Source organism: Paractinoplanes maris (assembly GCF_023544465.1).
Taxonomy (GTDB): Bacteria; Actinomycetota; Actinomycetes; order Mycobacteriales; family Micromonosporaceae; genus Actinoplanes; species Actinoplanes maris.
In genome coordinates this window covers 47,227-71,662 of record NZ_JALPVL010000020.1, presented here as the reverse complement: position 1 = coordinate 71,662, position 24,436 = coordinate 47,227, and the positions used below count along the sequence as shown (strand labels likewise).

Sequence of the window (24,436 nt, the reverse complement as noted above, 5' to 3'; positions counted from 1 at the left end):
GTCAGTTCCCTTTCACTGGTACGGCGCAGGCGTGCACCCGCGGGGCCGGGGCCGGGTGGGGTGCGGTGACCCGGCGGCTCGGGACGAGCAGGGCGGTGAGCACGGCCGCGGCGAACGTCACGCCGGCCAGCACGACCATGGCGAAGCGGTAGCGGTCGGCCAGCGGGCCGGCGAAGTCGGCGGCCCCGCTCACGCCCAGCAGCAGCGGGACGAGCGCGATCAGCACCACCCCGCCGACCCGGGACGCGGCGTCGTTGATGGCCGACGCCTCGCCCAGATCACCGTCGGGCACCGCGGCCAGCACCCCGGCGGTGAGCGGCGCGACGGCCAGCCCGAGCCCGAGACCCCAGAGGATCGCCCCGGGCAGGATGGCCTGGGCGTACGGCTGGCCGGGGGTCGCCGCCGCCAGCCAGAGGAACCCGATCGCCACCAGGAGGATGCCGATGGCCATCGGCCAGCGGGTGCCGATCCGGGCCACCAGGGCGCCGGCCAGCGGCGAGACGACCAGGAAGACGGCCGACTCGGGGATCAGCGCCGCCCCCGCCTCGGTGGCGCTGTACCCCAGGCGCAGCTGGCAGAGCAGCACGACCAGGTACGAGGCGGCCGAGATGGCGCCGTAGAACAGCACCGTGGCCACGTTGATCGCATCGAACGGCCGCGACGTGAACAGCGACAGGCGCAGCATCGGCCGGCGCAGCCGCCGCTCGACGACCACCAGCGCGACCAGGCAGGCCACCCCCAGCACCGCGGCCGGCCACGACGCAGCGGTGAGCGCGTAGATCAGCCCGCTCAGCCCGAGCGACGCCAGCAGCGCGCCGGCCACGTCGACCGACAGCGGCCGCCGCTGCTCGTGGTCGGCCGGCACCCGCAGCAGCACCAGCAGCGCGGCCCCGATCAGCGGCAGGTTGACCAGGAACACCCAGCGCCACGACGCGTGGTCGACCAGCCAGCCGCCGCCGTACGGGCCGAGCGTGGTGCCCAGGGTCGAGATGCCGGCCCAGATGCCGATGCCGCGCGCCCGGTCCGGGGCCCGCAGCGAGCCGTTGAGCAGGGCCAGGCTGCTCGGCACGACCAGCGCCCCGCCCGCCCCCTGCACGAGCCGGGCGGCGATCAGGGCGGCCGGATTGGGCGCCACGGCGCAGGCGATCGAGGCAAGCAGCATCACCAGCAGCCCGGCGATCAGCACCCGTTTGCGCCCGAAGTGGTCGGCCAGTGCCCCGGCCAGCAGCAGCAGCGAGGCGACGGTGATCAGATAGCCGGTCAGGACCCACTGGAGCTCGCTCACGGTGGCCGGCAGGTCCCGGCCGATCGCCGGAACGGCGACATTGATCATGTACGCGTCGACGAAGCCGACCATCGACGCGAGCACCGTCGCGGTGACCAGCGCGACGCCGGCCGGCGAGCGCAGCGCCACCGGACCCCGGCTGTCGGCGAGCTTGACTGTCATGGCTGTCAGCCTCGTCCCCCGGCGCCCTGGTTCGCGCCCGTGCCATGCCCTGGTGCCCGGGCGACCAGTGTGTCTCCCTGGCGCGACCCGGGGGTCCTGGGCGGCAGTCTCAAAGGGGTCGGACCCACTCGTACGGATCAGGAGCGCAATCATGGACATGAAGCTCGAAGTCGTTGTGGTTCCCGTGTCGGATACCGGCCGGGCCAAGGAGTTCTACACCGGGCTGGGCTGGCGGCTGGACGCCGAGTTCGCCGACGGCCACGGCTTCCAGGTCGTTCAGGTGACCCCACCGGGCTCCCCCGCCTCGGTCATCTTCGGCACCGGGGTGACCGAGCAGGAGCCGGGCACCGCGCGCGGCCTGCACCTGGTCGTCAGCGACATCGACGCCGCCCGTGACGAGCTCAAGCGGGGCGGCGCCGACCCCAGCGAGGTGTTCCACGACGCCGGCGGGGTCTTCCACCACGGCGGCACCGACGCCCGGATGCCCGGCCCCGCCCCGGACCACGGCAGCTACGGCTCGTTCCTGTCGTTCAGCGACCCGGACGGCAACGGCTGGCTGCTCCAGGAGGTCACCACTCGCCTGCCCGGCCGGGTCGACCCGAGCACCACCGTGTTCGCCACCACCGCCGACCTGGCCGCCGCCCTGCGCCGGGCCGCCGCCGCCCACGGCGAGCACGAGAAGCGCACCGGCGCCGCGGACCCGGACTGGCCCGACTGGTACGCCGACTACATGGTCAAGGAGCAGTCCGGGGCCGAGCTGCCGCTCTGAGGTGCCCGTACGGGGCGCGGGTGCACCCATCGAGCCGGATCCGGCGATCTCCACGGTGCCCAGTTTCCCGGCCGACGTGAGCCCGCCGGACGCGGCGGACTCCTCGGTGACTCACGGGTACGCGTATGCGCAGTTCAGAACGTCTTCATGCGGTTGACCGGGCCGACGGGAGATCTCTAAGGTCGGCGCTTGTGAAAACCATTGTCATTTCCATGACGGCGGCGCTGGTGGTGCTGTCCGGCTGTGCGACTGTCGCCGCTTCGCCGGCGCCCTCCGCGTCCGCGGCCGTCACCGTGGAGAACTGCGGCCGTCAGGTGACCGTTCCGGCGCCACCGTCGCGCGCCATCACCATGGAGCAGAACGCCACCGAGATTCTGCTGAGCCTGGGCCTCGGCGACCGGATGGCCGGCACCAGCTACCAGACCGATACCGTTTCCCCCGAGTTGAAGAGCGCCTACGACGCCGTGCCGGTGCTGGCCAAGCTCTATCCGTCCCGGGAGAAGGTGCTCGAGACCCGGCCGGACTTCGTGTACTCGACCTTCGCGTCGGCGTACGCCCCGGACGCCGCGGGACCGCGCGCCGGGCTGGGTGAGCTCGGCATCCCGGCGTACCTGTCGCGCTTCGCCTGCGAGACCTCGCCGGCCGACTTCGGCTTCGACGGGCTCTTCGCCGAGATCGAGCAGGTGGCCACGCTCTTCGGGGTGCGCGAGCGCGGTGCCGAACTGGTGGCCGGGCAGCGGGCGAAGCTGGCCGGCCTGCGGAAGCACGAGGGCACGTCCCTGCTCTGGTACTACTCGGGCACCAGCACACCGTACGTCGCCGGGCCGGGTGGCGTGCCGGCGGCGATCAGCTCGGAGCTGGGACTGCGCAACGTGTACGAGGACGCGGGCCAGACGTGGCCGGCGGGCAGCTGGGAGCAGATCGCCGCCCGCAACCCGGCCTGGATCGTGGTCGCCGACCTCACGCGCGGCGGCGACGGGGACAGCGCCCGGTCCAAGGTGGACTTCCTCCGCTCGAATCCGGTCACGGCGAAGCTGGACGCGGTCAAGGCCGGGCGGTTCATCACCGTGCCGGGGTCGTCGCTGGATCCGTCGGTGCGCAGCGTCGGCGCCCTCACGACGGTGAGCGAGGGCCTGCGATGACACAGCGGTTGCTAAGCCTGTGGGACGAGCAGCAGAGTGCGTACGTCGCCCACCGCGAGAACCGTTTCACCGCCGTACTCGACGTCCTGTCGCTCGGCTCGGACGACCCGCACGTGCTGGACCTCGCCTGCGGTCCGGGTGCGCTGACCCAGCGTGTGCTGGCCGCTTTACCGCGGGCCACGGTCACCGCCGTCGACTACGACCCGGTTCTGCTCGGCGTGGCGCGGGGTGCGCTTCTTCCGTACGGCGATCGCGTGCGCATCGTGGAGGCGGACCTCATCTCGGCCGGCTGGCCGTCGCTGATCGGGCCCGGCCCGGTCGACGCCGTGGTCAGCTCGACCGCGCTGCACTGGCTCTCCCCCGATCAGCTGCTCGCCGTCTATCAGGACGCCGCGGCCCTGCTCCGCCCGGGCGGCGTGCTGATGAACGCGGACCACCTGCGTTTCGACAACCGGTCCCCCACCCTGCTCGATCTGTCGAACCGGCACGACGAGCGCACCCAGCGGAACGGCTTCGCGGCCGGGGCCCTCGACTACACCGCCTGGTACGACGAGGCCGGCCGCGACCCCTCACTGGCCGCCCTGCTGCCCGAGCGCGAGAAACGGTTCGCCGACCGTCCGCCGCAGCCGCTCGCCCCGCTCGATTTCCACCTGGCGGCGTTGCGCACAGCCGGTTTCGCCGAGACCGGGACCATCTGGCAGTACCTCGACGACTACGTCGTCTTCGCGCGCCGATGAAAGCTGTCGTGACGGCCGCGGTGCTCCTCGCGAGCATCGCGGCCGCGGTGACCATCGGCGTGGCCGACCTGTCGGCCGTCGAGGTGCTGCGGACGGTGGCGGCCCACGCCGGCCTGCCCGTGACCCCGTTGCCACCACTGGCCGACAGCATCGTGTGGGACCTGCGGATGCCCCGCGTCCTGCTCGCCGCCCTGGTCGGCGGTGGCCTGGCCGTCTGCGGGGCGGTGCTGCAGGCGCTGACCCGCAACCCGCTGGCCGACCCCTACCTGCTCGGCATCTCGGCCGGAGCGTCGACCGGCGCGGTGGGCGTTCTCGTCCTCGGCCTGGGCGCCGGAACCGTGGCGCTGTCGGCCGGCGCCTTCGCCGGCAGCGTGGCCGCGTTCGGCGTCGCGCTGCTGCTGGCCGGGAGCCGGTGGACCCAACCGGCCCGCATCCTGCTGGCCGGCGTGGCCACCGCCCAGCTGTTCGGCGCGCTCACCAGCCTGACGATGGTCGCCGCGGCGAGCCCCGACAGCACCCGCAGCACGTTGTTCTGGCTGCTCGGCTCGCTGACCGCGGCGTCGTGGCCGTCGGTCGCCCTGTGCACGGTCACGGGCGCCGTGGTGCTGCTCGTTTGCTGGGCCTCGGCACCGGCCCTGGACGCGTTCTCATTCGGCGCCGACGTAGCCCAGTCGCTCGGTTTCTCGCCGTCACGGGTGCGTGCCGCGCTCTTCGCCGCGACCGCTCTGCTGGCCGCCGTGCTGGTCGCGTCGAGCGGCGCCATCGGCTTCGTCGGCCTGACCGTGCCCCATCTCGTACGTCGCCTGACCGGCTCCCGGCACCGCACGCTGCTGCCGGTGTGCGCCCTGGCCGGCGCCACCCTGCTCGTCTGGGCCGACACCCTGGCCCGCACCGCTTTCGCCCCGCACGAGCTCCCGGTCGGCGTAGTCACCGCCCTGCTCGGCGTCCCGGTATTCGCGTGGCTGTTCCGCCGGCCCACCGGCGCAGCCGCGCTCCCGACCCGACGCCAAGCCGCGAAGCCCACCCCCGCCCGACGCCCCCGTCAACCAGTCTGATCTTGCCGACGGCGCTTCGGCGGCCATCCCTAACCCCCTCCCTCCCGGGGCAGGGGCGGACCATACGCGATCGGGCTGAAAGCGCGGCCGGTTGTCCACATCAGCGGGCTGTCCACAGGTCCCGTAGCGAGAAGGAGCCGATCCGGTGAGGATCGAAGCACGAGACATCGGGCGGCGCCTGCGGGACGTCACCCTGCTGGCCGAGGTGACCCTCCACGCGCCGAGCGGCAGCACAGTGGGCCTGCTCGGCCCCAACGGCTCCGGCAAGTCGACGCTGCTGCGCCTCCTGGCCGGGCTCGACCGTCCCGACGACGGCCGGGTGCTGCTCGACGGCGTCGACCGGGCGTCGCTGCCGCGCCGGGCGGTGGCCCGGCACGTCGCCGTGGTCTCGCAACACACACCCGACGACGCCGACCTGACCGTCGGCGATGTCGTCCTGCTGGGCCGCATCCCGCACCGCGCACGGCTGGCGCCCGTGACCGCCGGCGACCTGGCCCGGACAGCAGCCGCGCTGGCTCGCGCCGGGCTGGCCGGCTGGGAGCACCGCGCGTGGCCCTCGCTCTCCGGCGGCGAACGGCAAAGGGTGGCGATCGCCCGCGCGCTGGTCCAGGAGCCGGACGTCCTGCTGCTCGACGAGCCGACCAACCACCTCGACATCCACCACCGCTTCGCGCTGCTGGAAGACCTCTCGCGCAGCTCGGTCACCGTCGTCGCCGCCCTGCACGATCTGGATCTCGCCGCCCAGTACTGCGACGAGACAGTCCTCATGGACCACGGCCGGGTGGTGGCGTGCGGGCCTCCGTCCGCGGTCCTGACCGAGGAGCGCATCGAACGCGTCTTCGGCGTGGCCGCCGAGGTGGGTTCGGATCGTTACGGCCGGCACCGGGTCTCGCTGCGGGCGGCTCCGGCAGAGGGACCGTGAACACGACTCGGCCGGCGCGGGGTGAGCCGCGCCGGCCGATGAGGTGATGCCGTCGGTTCCGGCCGACACGACGTGAGTCGCGCGGGCCGAGTGGGTGCCGCTAACGGCCGCCGTTACCGCCCGCGTTGCCACCGTTGCCGCCCGCGTTGCCGCCGTTCTCCGGCGGGAAGCCGGTGCCGGGTCCGTTGATCGGCGGGGTGCCGGTGCCCGGGTTGTTGGGGTCGGTGCCGGGCGGGCAGACCGTGCCGTTCAGGATGCAGCCGCCGCCGTCGTTGGTGGGCGGCGGGGGCAGCGGGTCGAGGCCGTTGCCCTTCTTGCTCGGGTCGCCGACCTTCACGTCCGGCGGGAACTCGGTCTTCTCGGCGTCCATGGCCTTGTTGGCCAGGTCCATGAAGACCTTCCAGGTGTCACCCGGGGTGGAGCCGCCGGTCATGCCCTTCTTGGTGCCGGGCTTGTAGATCGGCATCAGCTGCATCCGGTCCTTGACCTTTTTCTCGCGGCCGATCCAGACCGTCGCGGCCAGCTGCTTGGTGCCGCCGACCCACCAGGCGTCACCGTTGTCGCCGCTCTTGCCGTCCTTGTACTCCCAGGTGCCGGACTTGCCGATGGCGTCGTAGCCGCTGCGCAGGTCCTGGCCGTTCTTGCCGGGGATCTTCTGCAGCACGTGGTCGATGGCGGCCACCACGTTGGGGTCGAAGACCGGCGTGGCTCGGATGCGCTCGGTGTGGAACGACTTGAACTTGCCGGTCTTCTCGTCGCGCTTCTGCACCGACTTGACGAAGTGCGCTTTGTTGTAGAGCCCGTCGTTGGCCAGCGTGGCCACGCCGTTCGCGTGGTCGAGCGCGGTGATCGCGTACTGCCCGTACCCGATCTCGTTGCCGTACTGCCGCAGCTCGCTCTCCTTGCTCTTGCCGAGGTCGACCCGGGCGCCGATCTTGGTCGGGCTGGAGATGTACTGGATGCCGGCCTTGTGGGCGGCCTCGGCCACCTTGTCGGGTCCGAGCGCGGCGGCGAGGTGATAGAAGGGGAAGTTGTACGACTGGACGGTCGCCTCGTCGAGCGGGCAGCGGCGCTTGTCACAGCTGAGCTTGGTGCGGCTGGAGTTGTTGATCGCGTCGCCGCCGACCTTCTTGGCCTCGGAGTCCCAGGTGGTGTCGAACCCGTACCCGTTGCTCAGCGCGGCCAGCAGTGTGTAGATCTTGAACGACGAGCCCGGCGGCCGGCCGCCACCGATGAAGCCGCCCGTGTCGTTGTAGTTGGGACCCGCGTAGTCCCAGCCCACCCGGTCACCGTCCGGGCCGCCGTAATAGGCCAGCACGTGCCCGTTGGCCGGGTCGATGGCGACCAGCGCGGTCTTGTACGAGGCGTCGAGCTTGCGCAGCGGCGACTTGCCGCTGGTGCGCATGGCCGCGGTCTCGGCCGCCTTCTGCACGGCCGGGTTGATCGTGGTGGTGATCCGCAGACCACCCTTCTGCTGGTCGGCGTCGCTGATGCCGATGGCCCGCAGCTCCTGCTTCACGTACTTGACGATCTTGCCGCTCGGCTGGTCGCTGCCGCAGGAGGTACGGCAGGTGTTCGGGTCGAACTTGGCGACCTTGGGGTACGCGGTGGGCAGCTGCTTGATCCAGCCCTTCTCCAGCATGTTGTTCAGCGTGTACCGCCAGCGGATCTCGGCGTCCTTCTTGTTGTTCTGCGGGTCGTAGCCCGGGTACGTCGCGGACGGCTCGGGCTGCTTGATCACCGACGCGATGACGGCGGCCTCGGAGGCGGTGATCGCGCCCTTCTGACCGGGCTGGGTCAGCGACGAGCGGCTGTTGCCGAAATACGCCTTGACGGCCGCCTCGATGCCGTTGGCCCCACGGCCGAAATACACCGAGTTGAGGTAGCGCCCGAGGATCTCCTCCTTGGAGTAGTGATCCTCCATCTTGCGGGCGATCACCGCCTCGCGCAGCTTGCGGTTGTAGCTGATCTCCTTGAGCTCGGCGGCGTGCCGGGCGTACTGCTGGGTGATCGTCGAGGCGCCCTGCTGGTCACCGCCGGTGAAGTTGTTCCACGCGGCGCGGGCGATGCCCTTCATGTCGATGCCGTGGTGGCTGTAGAAGTTCTTGTCCTCGGCGGCCATCACAGCCTGACCGATGAGCGGGTTGATGCCCTGATACGGCACCAGCGACCGGTTCGAGTTGCCGATCGTGGCCACGACCGTCTTGTTGTCGGACGCGAAGATCTGGCTGACCTGGTCCTCGGTCTTGGGCTCGGTGAACTGCACGTCGTCGAAGAAGTAGGCGCCGCCGACCACGCCCGCGCCGAGCAGGATCACCAGGACGGCGGCGGCGACGGTGAGCAGGTTGGTGCGGCGGCGCTTCTTGGCCGCCTTGACCGCGTCCTTGCCGCGCTTGGCCGGCGCGCCGTCGGGGGCGCCCGGGGCGCCGGGGGGCGGCGAGGGGCGGACCGCGGCCCGGGCGACGGCGGCCGAGGCGCCCACCCGGGCGGCGCCGGCCGAAGCCCGCGCTCCCACCGAAGCAGAGCCCACTGAAGCAGAGCCCACTGAAGCAGAACCGACGGAGGCCCGGCCGCCGGCCGCGGCGGAGCCCACCGAGGCGGAACCGACCGAGGCTCGCCCACCGGCCGCCGGAGCAGGAGGCACGGGGGCGGAGCCGGCACCGGGCACACGGGCCCGGGCGCTCGCTGACTGCGGATCGCCGTAGGGGTTCATCTATCCTCGTCGTCGCCGGAGTGGATCTCCTATTTACACGACACCGCCAAGACCGGACAACGCGTCCGGCGGCGCCGGGTACTGGTGATGCCGAGTTCCGGCAAGCATGATAGAGGTCTTCAGCCCAAATCTGGGAGCGCACATTCTCCAGGTCCGTGTTGACCTGCGGATTCGACCTTCCCCGAGGCCCGAGGACTCAACGAGACGCCTCTCCGGCCGAAGTGATCCGCGACACCGCACGCACACTTCCGACGGAGAACCAGGTGATCGCCGAACCTCGTACGAGCCCGGGCCGGCCCAGCCCCGCCCCAGCGTCCACGGGTGCCGCCGCGCGGCAGCAGGCCGGTGGGCTGGGCGACCGATATCGGGCCGCCCCGGCGCCGTCCCGGCCGTTCGGCACCCCGGTCTACCCCACGCAGCGCCGGGAACCCCAGATCCTGCCCCCGCCGGCGCAGCGCCCGCCCGGCCTCATGGCGATCATCGTCGTCACGCTCGTCCTCGGCTTCGTGGGCCTGATCCCGACGGTGCTGCGGGCCGGCGACAGAGCCCGCCCTAGGTGCGGCGGAGGACCGACACGACCTTGCCCAGCACCGTGGCCCGGTCACCGTCGATGTTCTCGTACGCCGGGTTGCGCGGCTCGAGAACGACGTGGCCGGCCCGGCGGCGGTAGACCTTGACGGTCGCCTCGTCGTCGATCATGGCGGCCACGATGTCGCCGTTGTAGGCCTCGGGCTGCTGCTTGACCACGACGATGTCGCCGTCGCAGATCGCCGCGTCGATCATCGAGTCGCCGCGCACGCGCAGCCCGAAGAGGCTGCCCCGGCCGACCAGGTCGCGGGGCAGCGCGAGCGTCTCGTCGGAGTTCTGCTCGGCCAGGATGGGCGTGCCCGCGGCGATGTCGCCGAGCACCGGCACGCCCACCGTGGCCGGCTCGCTGCGCTGCCGCTGCTCGGGGAGCAGGAACATCCGTACGTCGATGGGCCTGGTCGCCCGGCCCCGGCGCAGGAAGCCGGCCTCCTCGAGCGCGCGCAGATGCCGCCCGACCGAGGAGGTCGAGGCCAGCCCGAGCGCGTCCGCGAGCTCCCGGGTCGACGGCGAGTATCCGTACCGCTGCGCCCAGCCCTGGATGACGGTGAGGATCTGGCGCTGCCGCTCGGTCAGCCGCGACGTGTCGTAGTAGTCCTCATCGGTCAGCACCCCAGGATCTTGCCAGTGCGGCGGTCACCGGGCCGGGAGGCGCGCCGCAGTGCCGCCTCCCCGAGCCCGCCCAGCACGATCGGGATGCGCCGGGCCGGTTTCGGGTTGAAGCGCGCCGGGGCGATCAGATAGCGCCCGTTGTCGAAGGCCACCGGATCGGGCGCCCAGACCGCCTCGGCCACATCGAGGAACTCGTCGAGGGCCGCGCCGCGCTCGGTCAGCGGCCGGGCCCCCGCCGCCTCGAACTCGTCGGCCGACCAGCCGGCCCCGAGCCCCGCGATGACCCGCCCGCCACTGGCCGCGTCCAGCGCGGCCAGGCTTTTGGCCAGCCGCACCGGCAGATACAGCCCCGGCACGAGGACGCCGGTCCCCGCCCCGCTCGCGATGCCGGTGCGGCGTCGGCGATGCTGTGCGCGTGGAGTACGTGTCCCGAGTGCCGCGACCGCCGCTGGACGGGCTGATCGACGACCTCTACTACCTGGAGGGGACGCCGCCGTACGCCCGGCTGACGCTGCCGGCCAGCCCGGCGGCGCTGCTCATCGTCAACCTCGGGGCGCCGTTCCGCATCCGCGCCGGCACCGGCACCGAGACGGCCGAGTACGCCGACGGCTGCGCGATCACCACGCCCACCCGCGCGTTCACCTTCGGCTACCCGCCGGAGACCCGGTCGGTCGGCGTGCACTTCAAGCCGTGGGGGCCGGCGCTGTTCCTGCCGATGCCCGCGGCCGAGCTGTGTGACCGGCCGGTGACGGTGGAGCAGGTCTGGGGCCGGCCCGCCGTTGCTGAGCTGCGAGACCGGCTGGCCACGGCGGGCGGACCGCACGAGATGCTGACGCTGCTCGAGCAGGAGCTGATGCGACGGCTGCGCGAGACCCCCGGCCTGGGGCTGGTCCGGGACACGAGCCGGGTCATCGCGGCGACCGGCGGGGCGGTGACGATCGGCGACCTGAGCGTGACCACCGGGGTCAGCAGCACCCATCTCACCCAGCGCTTCAAGGAGCTCATCGGCGTCACCCCGAAACGGCTGGCCCGCTCCTACCGCTTCGCCGCCACCGTGCTGACGATCAACCCGGCCGCACCGATCGACTGGGCCGGCCTGGCCGGTGACGCCGGCTACTTCGACCAGGCCCACTTCGGTCACGAGTTCCGGGAGTTCACCGGGCTCACGCCGACCCGCTACCTCGAAGTCCGGCGGCAGTTCCAGCGCGACCATCCCGGCCACGTGCTGGACGGCTGGCCGCTACCGGCGGATTGATTTCTTACAAGAACGACAGCTCACGAAACGCTAATTTGAGGGCGCGCATCCCCCAGGCAGAGGAGAGTTCCGTGGGCAAGGTGGTCATGTACGCCTCGGTGTCGGTGGACGGTTTCGTCGCGGACGAGAATGACCAGCCCGGCCCGTTGTTCGATTGGCTGACCAGCGGCGACGTCCCGTTGGACGAAAGCGGCGTGTTGACGGTGTCGCAGAGGTCGTACGACTACGTCCGGCCGTACTGGGACGCCATCGGGGTGACGATCGCCGGGCGCCACGTCTTCGACATGACGGACGGCTGGGACGGCAAGCCCCCGAGCGGGATCGACCATGTGGTCGTCGTGACCCACCGGCCGGCACCCGAGGGCTGGGACCCGGAGGCGCCGTTCCACTTCGTCGACAGCGTCGAGGCCGCCGTGGCCAAGGCGCAGGAGCTTGCCGGTGACCGCATCGTCGAGGTCGCCGCCGGTGACGTCGGGGGCCAGGCGCTTGCCGCGGGCCTCGTCGACGAGGTGCGCATGGACGTAGTGCCCGTCGTGCTCGGCTCCGGCAAGCGCTACTTCGGGTCGGTCCACGCCCAGCACCTCCTGGCAGATCCCGACGTGATCCAGGGCAACCGGGTGCTCCACCTTCGCTATCAGGTGCGCCGTTGACCGACCCAAGCCGGCGGGCCAGGCTCCTATGAAGTCACAACGCCACGTCCGGTGAGTGCACGAGCACCTCCCGACCGAGGCCGACAAATCCGCTGAAGGACCCGAAGTCAGTCAGTCGTTGGGTCAGACCCCGGCGGGAGGTGCTCATCAACATCATCTCTGTCAGTCGTCGGTGTTCCTCGTCAGGACCTCGAAGCCGTATCGAGCACGACATCCTCCTACACGCAAAGGCTCTGGACGTCGCTCCGAGAGCCGTTCGGTTGGCGCTGTCCGAGTTGCCCGCCGCCGCTCCGGCGTCCATGACCATAATGCGGTCGTGGACCTGGACTCAGCAGGTGACGAGGCCGGCCACACCCCCGGTGGGCGCCATGCGACTGTGGGACTGGCTGCCCAACCGCCCGTTCGAACTGGTCGTCACCGGTCCGAGGTCGCCCTCGCCGCAGGCACCCATCTGCGCGGGGGAAATGGCGCAATGTCCGCTCACGCGAAATTGAGACGGCTTACGACGAAATAGGGGGCCGTGCCATCGCCACCCGAGAATCGCTACCCTGCGAGATCAGACCGGCGATTCGTTGCACCCGACGCCTGCGAAACGGCGAATTGTTGCGTCATGCCCGGGCCCGGCAGTACTCATATGAAGCTTGCTGCACCGATCCACCCACGAAAGATGACAGCGGGCCAGGCAAATCACAGGTTCGGCCTTCGATCACCACCGAGCCCGCACGTCGAGCAATCGGCGAACCGTTGCGTGCCACAGCTCGGCTTGAACTCGAGCGGCATCCATGATCAGGGCATCCATGCAATCCGCCGCTTCGGAGCGTAACCTTCCTGGTAGAGCAATTCGCCATTTGCGACAAGCCACGTCGCGTGAATGCGGCATTCCTCCTCCTGCATTCAAGTTTCTCTCCACCCCTGCGGCTTGCCAGCGGACCAGGGCAGTCACCTACGGTATTGGGTAGCACCGAGCGGCCGATCACTCAGCCGCGCAACGTCGACCAGACGCGCGATACCGGCCGGAATTGAAGAACGGCATCCGTGGTCAGACGGATGCCGTTCCCGATACCTGACCCGCGACCGCTAGTCGGAGGGTGGTCCCCCGTGACCGTAGCGAACCAGATTGTTTCGTCCAACGCGCAACCGATGAGTGAAGCGCACCCGAGAAACCGCCGTCCGACGTGACTTCTCATGACCCGGTGCCAAGTCCCGAGGCCCGCCCGGCACCCACCAGGAAACGCGTTCGAAGCGGATCACCTCAGTCATCGAGCGCGTGGTCGGCACGCGGGCTTGTCCTGGTGATTGAAGGAATGCTGGCCGGCATCGGTGGTGTATTCGTCGCGACAGCCTCCCCCGTTGTCACGGCGATGGCAGCCGGCGCCGCGCTGGTGCTCGCGCTCACGATTGTCATGACGCACCGGTGAATGTGTCAGTCGTCGGCGTTCTTGGCCAGGACCTTGAAGGCCGTGTCGAGCTGGACATCCCACTCGGTGTTGTCGGCCGCCCGGACCTCGACCTCGTAGGCGACGCCCTGGTCGTCGCTCGCCTCGACGTCGAGGACGGTGCCGCCGGCGACGGCCTCCAGGGCCGCCTTTTCGGCTGACGCCCGCTGGGTCTCGCTCACCGCGGGGTCGGCCGCGGTGTCGGGGGTCTCGGCCTGCTGGGTCAGAACCTTCAGATCCTTGTCGAGGACGACGTCGACCTCGGAACCGTCGGGCTTGCGGACCTCGACCTCGTAGGCCTCGCCCTGGTCGTCGCTCGCCTCGACGTCGAGGACGGTGCCGCCGCCGACCGCCTGGACCGCGGCGTTGCCCACCCGGTCGCGGTCGCCGGCTGACACGTCGGGGTCGGCATTGGCCGCGGTGGCCCAGACACCGCCGCCGACGGCGAGGGCGGCGAAGGCGGCGGTGGTGACGATGACGCGCTTGCTGCGCAGCTTGGCGATGTTCATGGGCACATCTTGCGGGGCGGTCCCTGAAGCCTGGCTGAACGCGGTCGTCAGCGCGGGAGCCGGACGGTGAAACGCGCGCCACCCAGCGCCGACGCGGTCACCGCGACGGTGCCGCCGTGGGCGGTGACGATCTCCTTGACGATGGCCAGGCCGAGCCCGCTGCCCCCGGCGTCGCGGGCCCGGGCCTCGTCGAGGCGGACGAACCGGTCGAAGACCCGCTCGCGCTGATCGGCCGGGATGCCGGGGCCGTCGTCGTCCACGGTCAGCTCCACGAAGTCGCCGCTCTCGCGAACACCGACGGCCAGCGCCCCGGTGGCGTGCCGGGCGGCGTTGTCGGTGAGGTTGCGGACCACCTGCGCGAGGGCGGACGCGTCGCCGCGGATCCGGCCGGCGCCCACCCCCGTGGTGTCGACAGCCAATCCCGTACGGCCTATGCGCCGCGCCTCGGCCAGGGCGAGGTCGTCGAGGTCGACCTCGTGGCGGGCGTGCCCGCCCCCGCCGTCGTCGGCCCGGGTGAGCAGCAGCAACTGGTCGACCAGCCGTTGCAGGCGGGCCGACTCCTCGAGCACCGTCTCGGCCAGCTCACCCTCGGGCAGGGCGCCCGGGTGGGCCTGGGCGACCTCGGCCACCTGGCGGATGCTGGCCACCGGGGAGCGCAGCTCGTGCGAGGCGTCGGCCACGAACTCCCGCTGCCGGTCGCGGGACTCCTGAAGCCGGGTCAGCATCTGGTTCATCGTGCGGGCCAGCCGGCCGATCTCGTCGCGGGAGGCCGGCTCGGGCACCCGGCGGTCGAGCTGATCGCCGGTGATCTCCTCCACCCCGCGCCGGATGCGCTCGACCGGGGCCAGCGCGCCCGACACGACGATCCACGTCGTGGTCCCGACCAGCGCCACCAGCAGGGGAAGGCCGAGCAGGAGCGGGTTGATCAGGGCGGCGGTGGAGTCGTCGACATCCTCCAGGGAGACGGCGACCGAGACGCGGTAGTCGCCCTCCTCGTCGGTGACCACCAGGTAGGGATGGTCGCCCCCGGGCAGCCGCACGTCGCCGGACGGCCTGGTGGGCAACGGCACCGCCGAACGGGCCACCGTGCCGTCGGGCGCGGTCACCTGCCACAGCAGATCGTCGAGGTCGTCGTCGTCCTCGGCCGGCTCGGGGGCCGGCAGGCCGGTCGTCACGGCCTGGCTCAGCAGGGCCGAGGCACGCTGCTCGGCGGTCGTCTCGAGGCCGTCGTGCAGCGAGCCGCGGACCAGGACCACCAGGGCCACCGAGCCGGCGAGCAGGGCGACCGCCACGACCAGGACGGCCACCGCGGTCGTGCGCAGCCGGACGTCAGCCACCGTCGCTCGCCAGCCGGTAGCCGGCGCCGCGCAGCGTCTGGATCGCGGTGCGCCCGTAGGGCCGGTCGACCTTGTTGCGCAGGTGGCGGATGTAGACCTCGACGATGTTGGGGTCGCCGTCGAAGTCGTTGTCCCACACCGCGTCGAGGATCTGCCGCTTGGAGAGCACGTCGCCCGGGTGCCGGCTCAGGAAGGCCAGCAGCGAGAACTCGCGGGTGGTCAGCTCCACCTCGGCGTCACCGCGCCAGACCCGCCGCGCCGCCGGGTCGAGCCGCAGGTCACCCACGACCAGCTCGGTCGGGCGCTCCCGGGCGCCGCGCCGGCTGACCGCGCGCAGCCGGGCCACCAGCACCGGGAACGAGCATGGCTTGGTCAGATAGTCGTCGGCGCCGGTGTCGAGCCCCTCCACCTGATCCCACTCGCCGTCCTTGGCGGTGAGCATGAGGATCGGCGTCCAGTCGTGCTCCGCGCGCAGCGTCGCGCACACCTGATAGCCGTTGAGGCCGGGCAGCATCAGGTCGAGCACGATCGCGTCGTACGTGTTCTCACGGGCCAGCCACAACCCGTCCACCCCGTTGTGAGCCACGTCGACGGCGAAGCCCTCGGCCTGAAGCCCTATCCGCAGCGACCGGGCCAGCCTCTGCTCGTCGTCGACGACGAGTACACGCATGGCGTCATCCTGCCGCACTCAGGCTGAAGGCACGCTGAAGGCCCCGGCCCACCGCGCGGCGACCTCGTGCGGCGGCAGCGGGCGGCCGAACAGATATCCCTGGCCGTACTGGTAGCCCAGCGACCGGATCAGCTCGCGCTGCTCGTCGGTCTCGATGCCCTCGGCGACCGACGAGAAGTCGAGCGCGGTGGCCATCTGGCTGACCGCGGTGGCCACGGCCGCCTGCCGGCCGACGGTGGTGATCGACTCGACGAACGAGCGGTCCAGCTTGAGGGTGGTCACCGGGACGGTCAGCAGCAGGCCCAGGGACGACGCGGCCGTGCCGAAGTCGTCCAGGGCGAGCCGCAGACCGAGGGCCCGCAGGCCGAGCAGCGCCGCGGCCGACTCCTCGTCGTCGAGCACCGCCGTCTCGGTCACCTCGATGCTGAGCAGGGCCGGCGGCAGGCCGGTCTCGCGCAGCACTTCGGCCACCTCGGCGACGAAGCCGGGGCTGCGCAGCTGGCGGCCGGCGACGTTCACGCCGACGGTCAGGTCGCCGGCCCCCGGGAAGTCGGCGCGCCACCGGGCCGCCTGCCGGCACGCCTCGCGCAGGGCCCACGCGCCGATCGGCACGATGTGCCCGGAGCGCTCGGCGAGCGGGATGAACTCGACCGGGGAGACCAGGCCGCGGGTCGGGTGGTTCCACCGGATCAGTGCCTCGACGCCGGTCATCCGCAGGTCGTCGAGCGCCACGATCGGCTGGTAGACCAGCGTGAACTCCTCGGCCTCGACGGCACCGCCGAGGTCCCGGACGATCTCGGCGTCGGCCGCCGTGCGGGCGCCCATCTCGTCGCTGAAGCAGACCGACATGCCCTTGCCGCGCCGCTTGGCCTCGTACATCGCGATGTCGGCGTTGCTCAGCAGGGTGGCCGGCTCGTCGCCGGGCCGGGCCCAGGCCACGCCGATGCTGGCCCGGGTCGAGCCGTCCAGCCGGGCCTGCAGGTCGTCGGCGATCAGGCGGGCGTCGTCGGGCGAGGTGTGCGGCAGCAGGATGGTGAACTCGTCGCCGCCGAGCCGGGCGACCAGGTCGTCGGCCCGGACCGTGGCCCGCAGCCGCTCGGCCACCTCGACCAGCAGGGCGTCGCCGGCGGCGTGACCCATCGTGTCGTTGACCGTCTTGAAGTCGTCGAGGTCGATGAGCAGGACGGCCGGCGAGTCGGCGGCGTCCAGCCGGAGCTTGAGCTCCTCGCTGAAGCGGGCCCGGTTGGCCAGCCCGGTGAGGCTGTCGGTCGACGCCTGCTCGCTGAGCAGAGCCTCCCGGTCGGTGAGGTGCTCGAGCGTGACGTCGAGCCGGCGGATCAGCCGCACGTTGTCCTGGAAGGCGAGCAGCTGGCGCAGGGCGACCAGGACGGTGATCACCACGACACCGGCGGTGGCGCCCCAGAAGCGGGTCGACACGTCCGCCGGCAGGACCAGGAGGAAGACCGCGAAGGTCACGGCGATCATCCCGTACGGGAGAAGGCTGTAAGGCTTGCGGCGGGTGCCCGTCATCGGCCCGTCGGCGCGGACCACGAACTCCTGGATCCGCGGCCCGACCGCGATCAGCAGCGACGGCATGAGCAGGACCATGAAGACGTAGAAGCGGTCCTGGAGCTGGAACGGGCCGGGCAGGAAAGCGGCCAGACCCTGGACGACCGGGGCGGCCACCATCGGCCAGGCGGCGACCCGGGCCATCGGCGGCCGGGGCACCAGGGCCGCCTTGGTCGCCGCGAACGCGCCCACCACGACCAGCGCGGCGGTGATGCTGGCGGTGACCCGGTCGGCCGGCGCGGTGGCCGGGTAAACGGCGAAACACCAGGCCATCACGCCGCCGCCGACCAGCACGGTGGTCGCGTCGAGCCAGAAGACCAGCCGCTCGCGGGCCGAGCGGAGCCCGTGCGGGAACAGCAGGCAGGCCAGGACGTTGCTGGACATCCCGACGATGAAGAAGGCCGACTGGACCGTGCCGCCGCTGGTCGACGCGCCGGCCGGGAGGAGCAGGGTCTGCCCGGCCTGGAAGCCGTCGCCGAGGGTGAAGGCCGACCCGGCGAAGGCGATCGCCGTCCAGAACCGCCGGTAGTGCGGCACGAGCGCCCGCAGCCGCCAGGCGCCGTAGGCCAGGGCCGCGTCCATGGGGACCTGCGCGCACCAGAAAACCTGCGACTGCCGGATCTGGTCGCCCTCGAACAGCGCGAACAGCGCGAAGGCGGTGATGGTCACCGCCATCAGCGCCATCAGCACCGGATCCCGCCGCAGGCCCCTCAACATTCCTCCCCAGATAGCTCTCTCGACCTACGAAGGTCGGCCGGAATCGGGTCCGGATGAGGAGAACGGCGCTGTGAGCTGGACACGAGAAGGGCCACGATCAGCAGATGATCGTGGCCCCGCGGGCAGTGCGGCTCAGGACTTGAAGGCGTCCTTGACGTTCTCGACGCCCTGCTTGAGCTTCGACTTGCTCTGGTCGGTCTTGCCCTCGGCCTCGAGGCTCTCGTCGTCGGTCGCCTTGCCGACGCCCTCCTTGACCTTGCCGCCGAGCTCTTCGGACTTGTTGTCGACCTTGTCGTCGAAAGCCATGGTGCCCTCCTCAGGAGATGCTTACGACCGGACAACTACCCCCGGACGGGCACCGCAACCCCTCAGGCGTAGTCGAGCATGCGGCGACGGCGGGAGTCGTCGTCGCGCAGGGGGCAGGTGTCGCAGCGGCTCTCGGCCGGCGGGCCGGGCTCCAGGGTGCTGCGGTAATAGAGGCAACAGGTGGTGCGGACCTGGTGGAGGCGGTCGGCGACCGGGAAGGGGCGGGCGCGGCCGAAGCGTACGGGGGTGTGCCGGGCCAGGGCGTCGAGCAGGCGCTGGGCGCGCGCCCAGGCCGCCCCGGGATCGCGACCGGCGAGCTGGGCCACCCACAGCGCGGTGGCGGTGACGTCGTCGGCGGCCAGGCCCCACAGGTTGCGCAGGCCGAACGGGGCCCGGGTGCGCACGGCGTCGAACAGCGGGGTCAGGGTCGCCGCCACCCGGGACGCCCACCAGTCGTCGAGCGCGTCCGGGCCCGGCAGCACCAGGCTGCTGGGATGGGCCGCGGCGGGGTCGCCCGCCAGCACGGCGATCGTCTCGGTGAGCACGGCCCGGGCCTCGAACTCGCCGTTGCCGGCGGGCCGCACCGCGAGGTTGGCCAGGGACGGATCGGGGCACCGGGCGTCGAGCACCAGCGAGCCCACGGACGGGCTGTTCACGGCGGCGGCCAGGCCGGAACCGAGGGTGCTGCCGGCGACGTTGCGACCGCCGTGCTCGGCGACCAGCAAGGCCAGCCAGCGGTCGAGGCGGCCGTCGGCTTCCGCCGTCTCCAGCCGTACGAAATCGGGACCCGGATCGACCGTGAAGCCCGCGTAGTCATCGAGCGCGGTCAGCCGGGATGCGGTCTCGGCGACCGGCGTGCGCTCCATCCGGTAAGGCTAGCCTAACCGTCCCCGGCCCCTCTCTGAGGAAGCGCTTCCCGGGTCAAGCCGCACATGGCGAACATTTATGGCTGTCAATAGTGAGAGAGCGCTTCCCGACGGTCGATACTGCGGGCCATCCCCATCCCTGGAGAAGGGAACAGCACATGCGCAAGTTGTTCGCGGTGACCCTCATCGCCGCCGCAACCGTCCTCGTCGCCCCCTCCCCGGCCGGCGCCGCCTCAGCCACGGTGCAGGCCGAGGCGTACGCGGCTCAATCAGGAACCCAGGTGGAAGCCACCGCCGACAGCGGGGGCGGCCAGAACGTCGCCTACCTCGCCGAGGGCGACTGGCTCCGCTACGACGGCGTCAACCTGACCGGCGTCACCACCGTCTCGGCCCGGGTCGCGTCGGCCGTCGGCATCGGCCGCATCGAGCTGCGCACCGGCTCGGCGACCGGCCCGCTGCTCACCCAGTTCGCCATCACCTCGACCGGCGGCTGGCAGGCGTGGTCCACGCTGACCGCCACCGCCGCCAGCCACCCGGCCGGCGCCCAGACCGTCTTCGCGGTGCTGCGCAACAGCACCGGCGGCGACTTCGTCAACCTCAACTGGTTCTCGTTCGGCGACGGGGCCCCGCCCGCCGGCGGCGACGGCTGGATCCCGGTCGACGCCGCCGCCTGGAACGCCCAGCTCGCCGAGTTCCGCGCGTTGACCCCCCGGCCCGTGCCGGCCGGCTCGGTGCGCGTACCCGAATTCAACGCGACCTGCGCCTACAGCCACTCGCACCCGGACGACCCGATCATCTTCCCGGGCCTGCCGGGCGCCTCACACATGCACACGTTCCTCGGCAACACCGGCACCAACGCCTACACGACGACGCGCACCCTGCTGGCCAACGCCGGCACGACCTGCCGCCCCGCGCCCGACCTGTCGGCCTACTGGATCCCCACCCTCTATCAGGGCGACCGGGCCATCGAGCCCAAGGACGTGGTCGTCTACTACGGCTCGCGCCTGACCGACCCGGCGGCGACGGTGCCCTTCCCCCAGGGCTTCCGGATGATCGCCGGCGACGCCAAGCTGCAGACCCCGACACCCGCCGGCTCGGTCAACGCGTTCTACTGCGCCGGCCCCGGCGGGGAGATCGGCCGCAGCGCCGACGGTAACTGGCCGATCTGCGCACCGACCGCCGTCCTGATGTTCCACCTGGTCTTCCAGGACTGCTGGGACGGTCGCAACCTGGACAGCCCGACCCACAAGGCGCACGTGGCCTACAGCTACGACGGCACCTGCAAGGGCGACTACCCGGTGGCCATCCCGAACCTGTCGTTCCTGATCTCCTACCCCACGAGCGGTGCGGCGTCGGGCTACCGGCTGGCGTCGGGGCTGCCGTCCTCCATGCACGGGGACGCCTTCATGGCCTGGGACAACCGAGCCCTGGGCGAACGGGTGAAGAACTGCCTCGTACAGAAAGCAAAGTGCAACACCAACGGCGACTTCTAGCCTGCCGAGTCGTGCGATCGGCCGTCGCCGGCAGGCTCAGCCTGCCGGCGACGACCGCGACCGTCATCGGGTCAGGCGACCGCTTCCACGGTCGCTGACGGCGGGCTGAAGCCGCCGACATTGCGGGCCACGACCCGGAAGCCCATCCGCACGCCCGGAACGAACGTCGTGGTCAGCGACGTCGTCCCCGGATCCAGCGGAGCGGAGCGGACTGCCTGCGCCGCGGTCTGCCCGGCGGAGATGTTCCAGTGATCGACGAAGTAGTAGACGCGGTTGGACGGGTAGGTGGCCTCGTTCCAGTTGACCCTGATCTGGCCGTTACCCAGGCGGGTGGCAGCCACACCCAGGAGCTGGCCGGGCGGTTGGACAGTCACCTTGCGCTGGACGATGTTGGAGCCGGGGGCCTCACCGCCGCCACCCGTGCCGAACGGGATGACACGCCACTCGAAGGTGTGGCCTTGTGTGTCGCCGTCCACGACCGGGATGTCGGTCATGGATGTGCCGGACTGCCACAGTTCCGGGCGCTTCCACCCGCTGCCGGTGGTCACGTCACGCGACTCCACCCAGTACCAGATGTCCCGGCCGTAGCTGCTCCAGTTCAACCAGACGGTGCCGTCGGGATTGGCGGTGGCGCTGAGGGTGGTGGGCTGGTTCAGCAATGGGCAGCCGCCGTCCTCCTTCTGCGGGGAGGCCCAGCCGTCGTACCAGCTGTTGTCGTTGGCCAGCGTCTCCATCGCGGGCACCTGGTCCGGCGGTGGGGAGGGCGAAGCGGCCAACGCGTCGAACCGGCCCAGCGGCACGGTGAGGAACCGTGGGCGGTAGATCGAGCCGTCATGCTCGGCCAGGCTTCGGCAGCCGACGCTGACCGCTGAGGTGTTGACGTTGTAGGAGACGACCACCTTGCCCGGCGCGCCCAGACCGGGGTGCATGCGGGCCTCGTAGTAGAACTTGTAGTCGTTGCCCGGCCCGCGAGTCCCTTCCGGAGGGGTGTAGAGGGTGACCCGCCAGTCGGTGAACAGCCACGGCTGGCCGGCCGGATGTCCCACGATGCGTCCGCCGTTCACGCTCGGCTCGTGCTGCACCAGCCAGTAGCGGCCGTTGAGGAAGGCGACACTGAAACCGTTCTCGACGTGCATGGAGGAGATCGGCGCCGCGCTGCTCTGATCACCCTCCCGCGACCAGACGTTGGATCCGATGGAGAACTGCCAGCGATCCGGGTTGGCGAGGTTGCCCAGCTCGGTCCGGGCCAGGTAGGGCTTGCGGTTGTTGTTCGCGTCGACGACGCCGGCGCCGTAGATGTAGACAAGGGATCCCGACCGGACGAGTGCGACACCCCAGTTGATCGGATGAGTGCCGTACGTGTACTTGGGCGGGATGATCGTCGGTTTCTTGGTGAAGACCTTCCCATCGCCGTCGAGCAGACTGATCGGAACCGTGACGACCGCACTGTGCGTGTCGGTCCACCAGGGCGGTTGCGGCTCGTTCCGGTAGAGGAACTTCACCACGTCCGACCCGACGACCATCGCGTCCCCCGGCCAGTAGTACGCCGTCGAGCCGGGCTCGGTGAAAGGTGTGTTGGCGTAGCGCTCCCAGAACGAGATGTCGTCCCGGCGCTCCTTGCACGTATTGCCGCCGGTGATCGTCCGCAGACTGGTTCCGCTCTGGACGACGATCGAATTGCGCAGGCTGCTGCGGTAGAAGCCGGCCCGCTCGGACGGCTTGTTGAGATACGTGTCGGCGAAGAACCACGCGCGTTTACCGCTCGGCAGTGGCACCGACTGGGTGGCGTCGGCACCGCTCCATTCGGAGCAGTCAGCGTTGTTGCCGTAGGTGTTGAACATGTCGTTCAGTGCCGAGTTGGTTGTGGTCCGCAGAGCGGGAATGAACAACAGCCGGTCCGGCGCGCCCTTCTCGTCCTCGACGGTGTTCTTGAGGCTCGTGTCGACGAGGGCGGTATGCACCTGGGCGGCGGTGGCGGTCGGGTTCGACTGCAGATACAGCGCGGCCGCGCCGGCGACGTGCGGTGTCGCCATCGACGTACCGCTCTTCGTCATGTCACCCGTGTCGGCGTTGTGTACCGCCGATCTGATCCCGACACCGGGAGCGAACAGGTCGATGCACGGACCCCAGTTCGTCTCGGGATCCCGGCGGTCGTCCTGGTCGATCGAGCCGACCGTGACCACGGCCGGCCGCCAGCCGGGCGAAAGGTCGCAGGCGTCGCGGTTCTCGTTGCCGGCGGCGGCCACGAAGACCACGTTGCGCTGCCGGATGAGATTGTCGACCGCGGCATCCGTGCCCAGGCTACGGCCGCCTTCCTCGATGCTGTAGTTGACCACTCCCGGTGTGCCCGCCGGGTGATTGGCCGCCGCCCAGTCGACGGCGGCGATGGTGTCATCAGAGGTGCCCTCGCCTTCGCAGTCGAACACGCGGATCGCGACGACGGTCGCTTCCTTCGCGACGCCGAAATTGTGTCCGGCCGCTGTGCCCGCGACGTGCGTGCCGTGCCCGTGGCAATCCTGCGGGTCGTTGTCGTTGTCGACGAAGTCACGCCCGGCGACGGCTCGGCCACCGAAGTCCGAGTGGGTGCGGCGGACACCGGTGTCGATCACATAGATGCGTACACCGTGACCGGTCGCCGGATATCGGAAATGGCCGTCGCCCAGCTGTGACAGCTGGTCGATCCGATCCAGACCCCAGGGCAGCAGCCGGCCGGTCTGGTCTCCGGCGACATGCCCGACCGTTACCGGCTCGATGTGAGCGACATCGGCGTCCTGGCGAAGGTCGGCGAGCGCGGCCGCCGGCAGAGTGGCGGAGAAGCCGTTGAGTGCGGCTGAATACTGCCGCCGGACAACCGCGCCCCGGGATCGGGCCAGGCCGACCAGATCGGCCCGGGCGGCCGCGGGCGCGCTTTTCTCGAGCACTACGACATATCGATCCTTGACCACCTCGGCTCCGACCGGCACCGCAGTCAGGGGCGCGAGCTCGTCGCCGGGCGTGGCCTGCGCCGCAGTCCCGGTCACCAGCACCACCGTCATCGCCGCCGCTACCGCGGCGGACACCCGGATGCCCATCAGCAGATCCGGCGCTCGATGTTCGAACCGCGCGGGATCAGATAGATGCACCAGGGTCTGCTCGGGTAGTCGTCCACCCAGACCTCGAACTTCGCCGTGTTCACGCCGACGACGTTGGTCGTCCGATACAGCGTCTGGCCCGTGGTCAGCTGCTGGTGACCGTTCTCCCGTCCGGTGTTGGTGTACATGTACGCGAGGATCGTGTTGGTGCCGCCGCCGGGCGGGTTCCAGATCCGGTTCTCCTTGAGCGTCCAGGCGTTCCCCGCGGGCGCGTCGTCCCAGGTGATGCAGGCGCGGGCGAAGATGTCCGGGCCGCCCGGCTGTGGGCCGTCCGGGCCGTACAGGTTGACGCAGGTGGTGCTCGTCGCCGCGAACGCCGGGACGGCCGGCGCCCCGAGCACGGCGAGGATGCCGACGACGACGGCGCAGATGTGCTTCCGCATAACAGACCTCCGGTGTGGTGAGCTGTCACGAACGCCGGAACCGTAGAGCGGCGCCGCATATTTGCCGCACATTCACTGCCCGAAACCAGACAGCCGACCCGCCCCATGGACCGATACCCTTCGATGGCTCGG

20 protein-coding genes are annotated in these 24,436 nt (G+C 71.0%); 8 read left to right on the top strand and 12 right to left on the bottom strand.

Features of this window, described 5'->3' with window-relative positions:
• Position 1: 1 nt before the first annotated feature.
• Positions 2-1,447, bottom strand: a complete 1,446-nt coding sequence (locus NAG42_RS42700) for an MFS transporter (RefSeq protein WP_250038258.1) — start codon at positions 1,445-1,447, stop codon at positions 2-4.
• 157 nt (positions 1,448-1,604) lie between these two features.
• Between NAG42_RS42700 and NAG42_RS42695 the strand changes: the two genes are divergently transcribed.
• The 5 genes from NAG42_RS42695 to NAG42_RS42675 all read left to right on the top strand — a co-directional run bounded on the left by NAG42_RS42695 (position 1,605) and on the right by NAG42_RS42675 (position 6,072).
• Positions 1,605-2,216, top strand: a complete 612-nt coding sequence (locus tag NAG42_RS42695; protein ID WP_250038257.1) for a VOC family protein — start codon at positions 1,605-1,607, stop codon at positions 2,214-2,216.
• 212 nt (positions 2,217-2,428) lie between these two features.
• Positions 2,429-3,358 (top strand): ABC transporter substrate-binding protein, encoded by a 930-nt coding sequence (locus tag NAG42_RS42690; protein ID WP_250038256.1) that lies wholly within the window; start codon positions 2,429-2,431, stop codon positions 3,356-3,358.
• A complete protein-coding gene (locus NAG42_RS42685) occupies positions 3,355-4,095 on the top strand; it encodes a class I SAM-dependent methyltransferase (protein WP_250038255.1) in 741 nt (246 codons plus the stop codon). The genes NAG42_RS42690 and NAG42_RS42685 overlap by 4 nt, the downstream gene beginning before the upstream one ends.
• An 8-nt stretch (positions 4,096-4,103) precedes the next feature.
• Positions 4,104-5,150, top strand: coding sequence for a FecCD family ABC transporter permease (locus tag NAG42_RS42680; RefSeq protein WP_250038254.1), 1,047 nt, complete (start codon positions 4,104-4,106; stop codon positions 5,148-5,150).
• A 145-nt stretch (positions 5,151-5,295) separates the two neighbouring features.
• Positions 5,296-6,072, top strand: coding sequence for an ABC transporter ATP-binding protein (locus NAG42_RS42675; RefSeq protein WP_250038253.1), 777 nt, complete (start codon positions 5,296-5,298; stop codon positions 6,070-6,072).
• Positions 6,073-6,172: 100 nt separating this feature from the next.
• On the opposite strand, the gene NAG42_RS42670 is transcribed toward NAG42_RS42675, so the two are convergent.
• The 3 genes from NAG42_RS42670 to NAG42_RS42660 form a co-directional block, all read right to left on the bottom strand.
• Entirely contained in the window at positions 6,173-8,587 is a 2,415-nt protein-coding gene (locus NAG42_RS42670; RefSeq protein ID WP_250038252.1) for a transglycosylase domain-containing protein, read from the bottom strand.
• Between the two features lie 750 nt (positions 8,588-9,337).
• The gene (gene lexA, locus NAG42_RS42665) at positions 9,338-9,982 is read right to left on the bottom strand and encodes a transcriptional repressor LexA (RefSeq protein WP_250038251.1); all 645 of its coding nucleotides are present in this window, start codon (positions 9,980-9,982) and stop codon (positions 9,338-9,340) included.
• Positions 9,976-10,368 (bottom strand): LLM class flavin-dependent oxidoreductase, encoded by a 393-nt coding sequence (locus NAG42_RS42660; RefSeq protein WP_438872529.1) that lies wholly within the window; start codon positions 10,366-10,368, stop codon positions 9,976-9,978. The genes lexA and NAG42_RS42660 overlap by 7 nt, the downstream gene beginning before the upstream one ends.
• 29 nt (positions 10,369-10,397) lie before the next feature.
• Between NAG42_RS42660 and NAG42_RS42655 the strand changes: the two genes are divergently transcribed.
• Entirely contained in the window at positions 10,398-11,237 is an 840-nt protein-coding gene (locus tag NAG42_RS42655) for a helix-turn-helix domain-containing protein (RefSeq protein ID WP_250038249.1), read from the top strand.
• 71 nt (positions 11,238-11,308) lie between these two features.
• Positions 11,309-11,887, top strand: a complete 579-nt coding sequence (locus NAG42_RS42650; protein ID WP_250038248.1) for a dihydrofolate reductase family protein — start codon at positions 11,309-11,311, stop codon at positions 11,885-11,887.
• A gap of 1,423 nt (positions 11,888-13,310) precedes the next feature.
• Here NAG42_RS42650 and NAG42_RS42645 read toward each other — a convergent pair.
• The 6 genes from NAG42_RS42645 to NAG42_RS42620 all read right to left on the bottom strand — a co-directional run bounded on the left by NAG42_RS42645 (position 13,311) and on the right by NAG42_RS42620 (position 19,297).
• Positions 13,311-13,832 (bottom strand): PepSY domain-containing protein, encoded by a 522-nt coding sequence (locus NAG42_RS42645; RefSeq protein ID WP_250038247.1) that lies wholly within the window; start codon positions 13,830-13,832, stop codon positions 13,311-13,313.
• A 47-nt stretch (positions 13,833-13,879) separates the two neighbouring features.
• On the bottom strand, positions 13,880-15,169 hold the full coding sequence (locus NAG42_RS42640; protein ID WP_250038246.1) for a sensor histidine kinase: 1,290 nt from the start codon (positions 15,167-15,169) through the stop codon (positions 13,880-13,882).
• Positions 15,162-15,839 (bottom strand): response regulator transcription factor, encoded by a 678-nt coding sequence (locus tag NAG42_RS42635; RefSeq protein WP_250038245.1) that lies wholly within the window; start codon positions 15,837-15,839, stop codon positions 15,162-15,164. The genes NAG42_RS42640 and NAG42_RS42635 overlap by 8 nt, the downstream gene beginning before the upstream one ends.
• 18 nt (positions 15,840-15,857) lie before the next feature.
• Positions 15,858-18,122, bottom strand: coding sequence for a putative bifunctional diguanylate cyclase/phosphodiesterase (locus NAG42_RS42630; RefSeq protein WP_250038244.1), 2,265 nt, complete (start codon positions 18,120-18,122; stop codon positions 15,858-15,860).
• Between the two features lie 135 nt (positions 18,123-18,257).
• Entirely contained in the window at positions 18,258-18,431 is a 174-nt protein-coding gene (locus tag NAG42_RS42625; RefSeq protein ID WP_250006613.1) for a CsbD family protein, read from the bottom strand.
• 62 nt (positions 18,432-18,493) lie between these two features.
• Positions 18,494-19,297, bottom strand: a complete 804-nt coding sequence (locus NAG42_RS42620; protein WP_250038243.1) for a (2Fe-2S)-binding protein — start codon at positions 19,295-19,297, stop codon at positions 18,494-18,496.
• 158 nt (positions 19,298-19,455) lie between these two features.
• Here NAG42_RS42620 and NAG42_RS42615 point away from each other — a divergent pair, with 158 nt between their 5' ends.
• A complete protein-coding gene (locus NAG42_RS42615; RefSeq protein WP_250038242.1) occupies positions 19,456-20,790 on the top strand; it encodes a DUF1996 domain-containing protein in 1,335 nt (444 codons plus the stop codon).
• A 71-nt stretch (positions 20,791-20,861) separates the two neighbouring features.
• On the opposite strand, the gene NAG42_RS42610 is transcribed toward NAG42_RS42615, so the two are convergent.
• Together NAG42_RS42610 and NAG42_RS42605 are read right to left on the bottom strand one after the other, a co-directional pair.
• Positions 20,862-23,861: a DUF5005 domain-containing protein gene (locus NAG42_RS42610; RefSeq protein WP_250038241.1), complete on the bottom strand. Its 3,000-nt coding sequence runs from the start codon at positions 23,859-23,861 to the stop codon at positions 20,862-20,864.
• Positions 23,861-24,304 (bottom strand): hypothetical protein, encoded by a 444-nt coding sequence (locus tag NAG42_RS42605; protein WP_250038240.1) that lies wholly within the window; start codon positions 24,302-24,304, stop codon positions 23,861-23,863. The genes NAG42_RS42610 and NAG42_RS42605 overlap by 1 nt, the downstream gene beginning before the upstream one ends.
• Between the last annotated feature and the right edge of the window lie 132 nt (positions 24,305-24,436).

Bases quoted from the DNA above. Each gene is read 5' to 3' on its own strand.
- NAG42_RS42685 (WP_250038255.1), top strand. From the start codon at position 3,355: ATGACACAGCGGTTGCTAAGCCTGTGGGACGAGCAGCAGAGTGCGTAC.
- NAG42_RS42695 (WP_250038257.1), top strand. From the start codon at position 1,605: ATGAAGCTCGAAGTCGTTGTGGTTCCCGTGTCGGATACCGGCCGGGCC.
- NAG42_RS42605 (WP_250038240.1), bottom strand. From the start codon at position 24,304: ATGCGGAAGCACATCTGCGCCGTCGTCGTCGGCATCCTCGCCGTGCTC.
- NAG42_RS42610 (WP_250038241.1), bottom strand. From the start codon at position 23,861: ATGGGCATCCGGGTGTCCGCCGCGGTAGCGGCGGCGATGACGGTGGTG.
- NAG42_RS42645 (WP_250038247.1), bottom strand. From the start codon at position 13,832: ATGAACATCGCCAAGCTGCGCAGCAAGCGCGTCATCGTCACCACCGCC.
- NAG42_RS42620 (WP_250038243.1), bottom strand. From the start codon at position 19,297: ATGGAGCGCACGCCGGTCGCCGAGACCGCATCCCGGCTGACCGCGCTC.
- NAG42_RS42690 (WP_250038256.1), top strand. From the start codon at position 2,429: ATGACGGCGGCGCTGGTGGTGCTGTCCGGCTGTGCGACTGTCGCCGCT.
- NAG42_RS42615 (WP_250038242.1), top strand. From the start codon at position 19,456: ATGCGCAAGTTGTTCGCGGTGACCCTCATCGCCGCCGCAACCGTCCTC.
- NAG42_RS42635 (WP_250038245.1), bottom strand. From the start codon at position 15,839: ATGCGTGTACTCGTCGTCGACGACGAGCAGAGGCTGGCCCGGTCGCTG.
- NAG42_RS42625 (WP_250006613.1), bottom strand. From the start codon at position 18,431: ATGGCTTTCGACGACAAGGTCGACAACAAGTCCGAAGAGCTCGGCGGC.
- NAG42_RS42700 (WP_250038258.1), bottom strand. From the start codon at position 1,447: ATGACAGTCAAGCTCGCCGACAGCCGGGGTCCGGTGGCGCTGCGCTCG.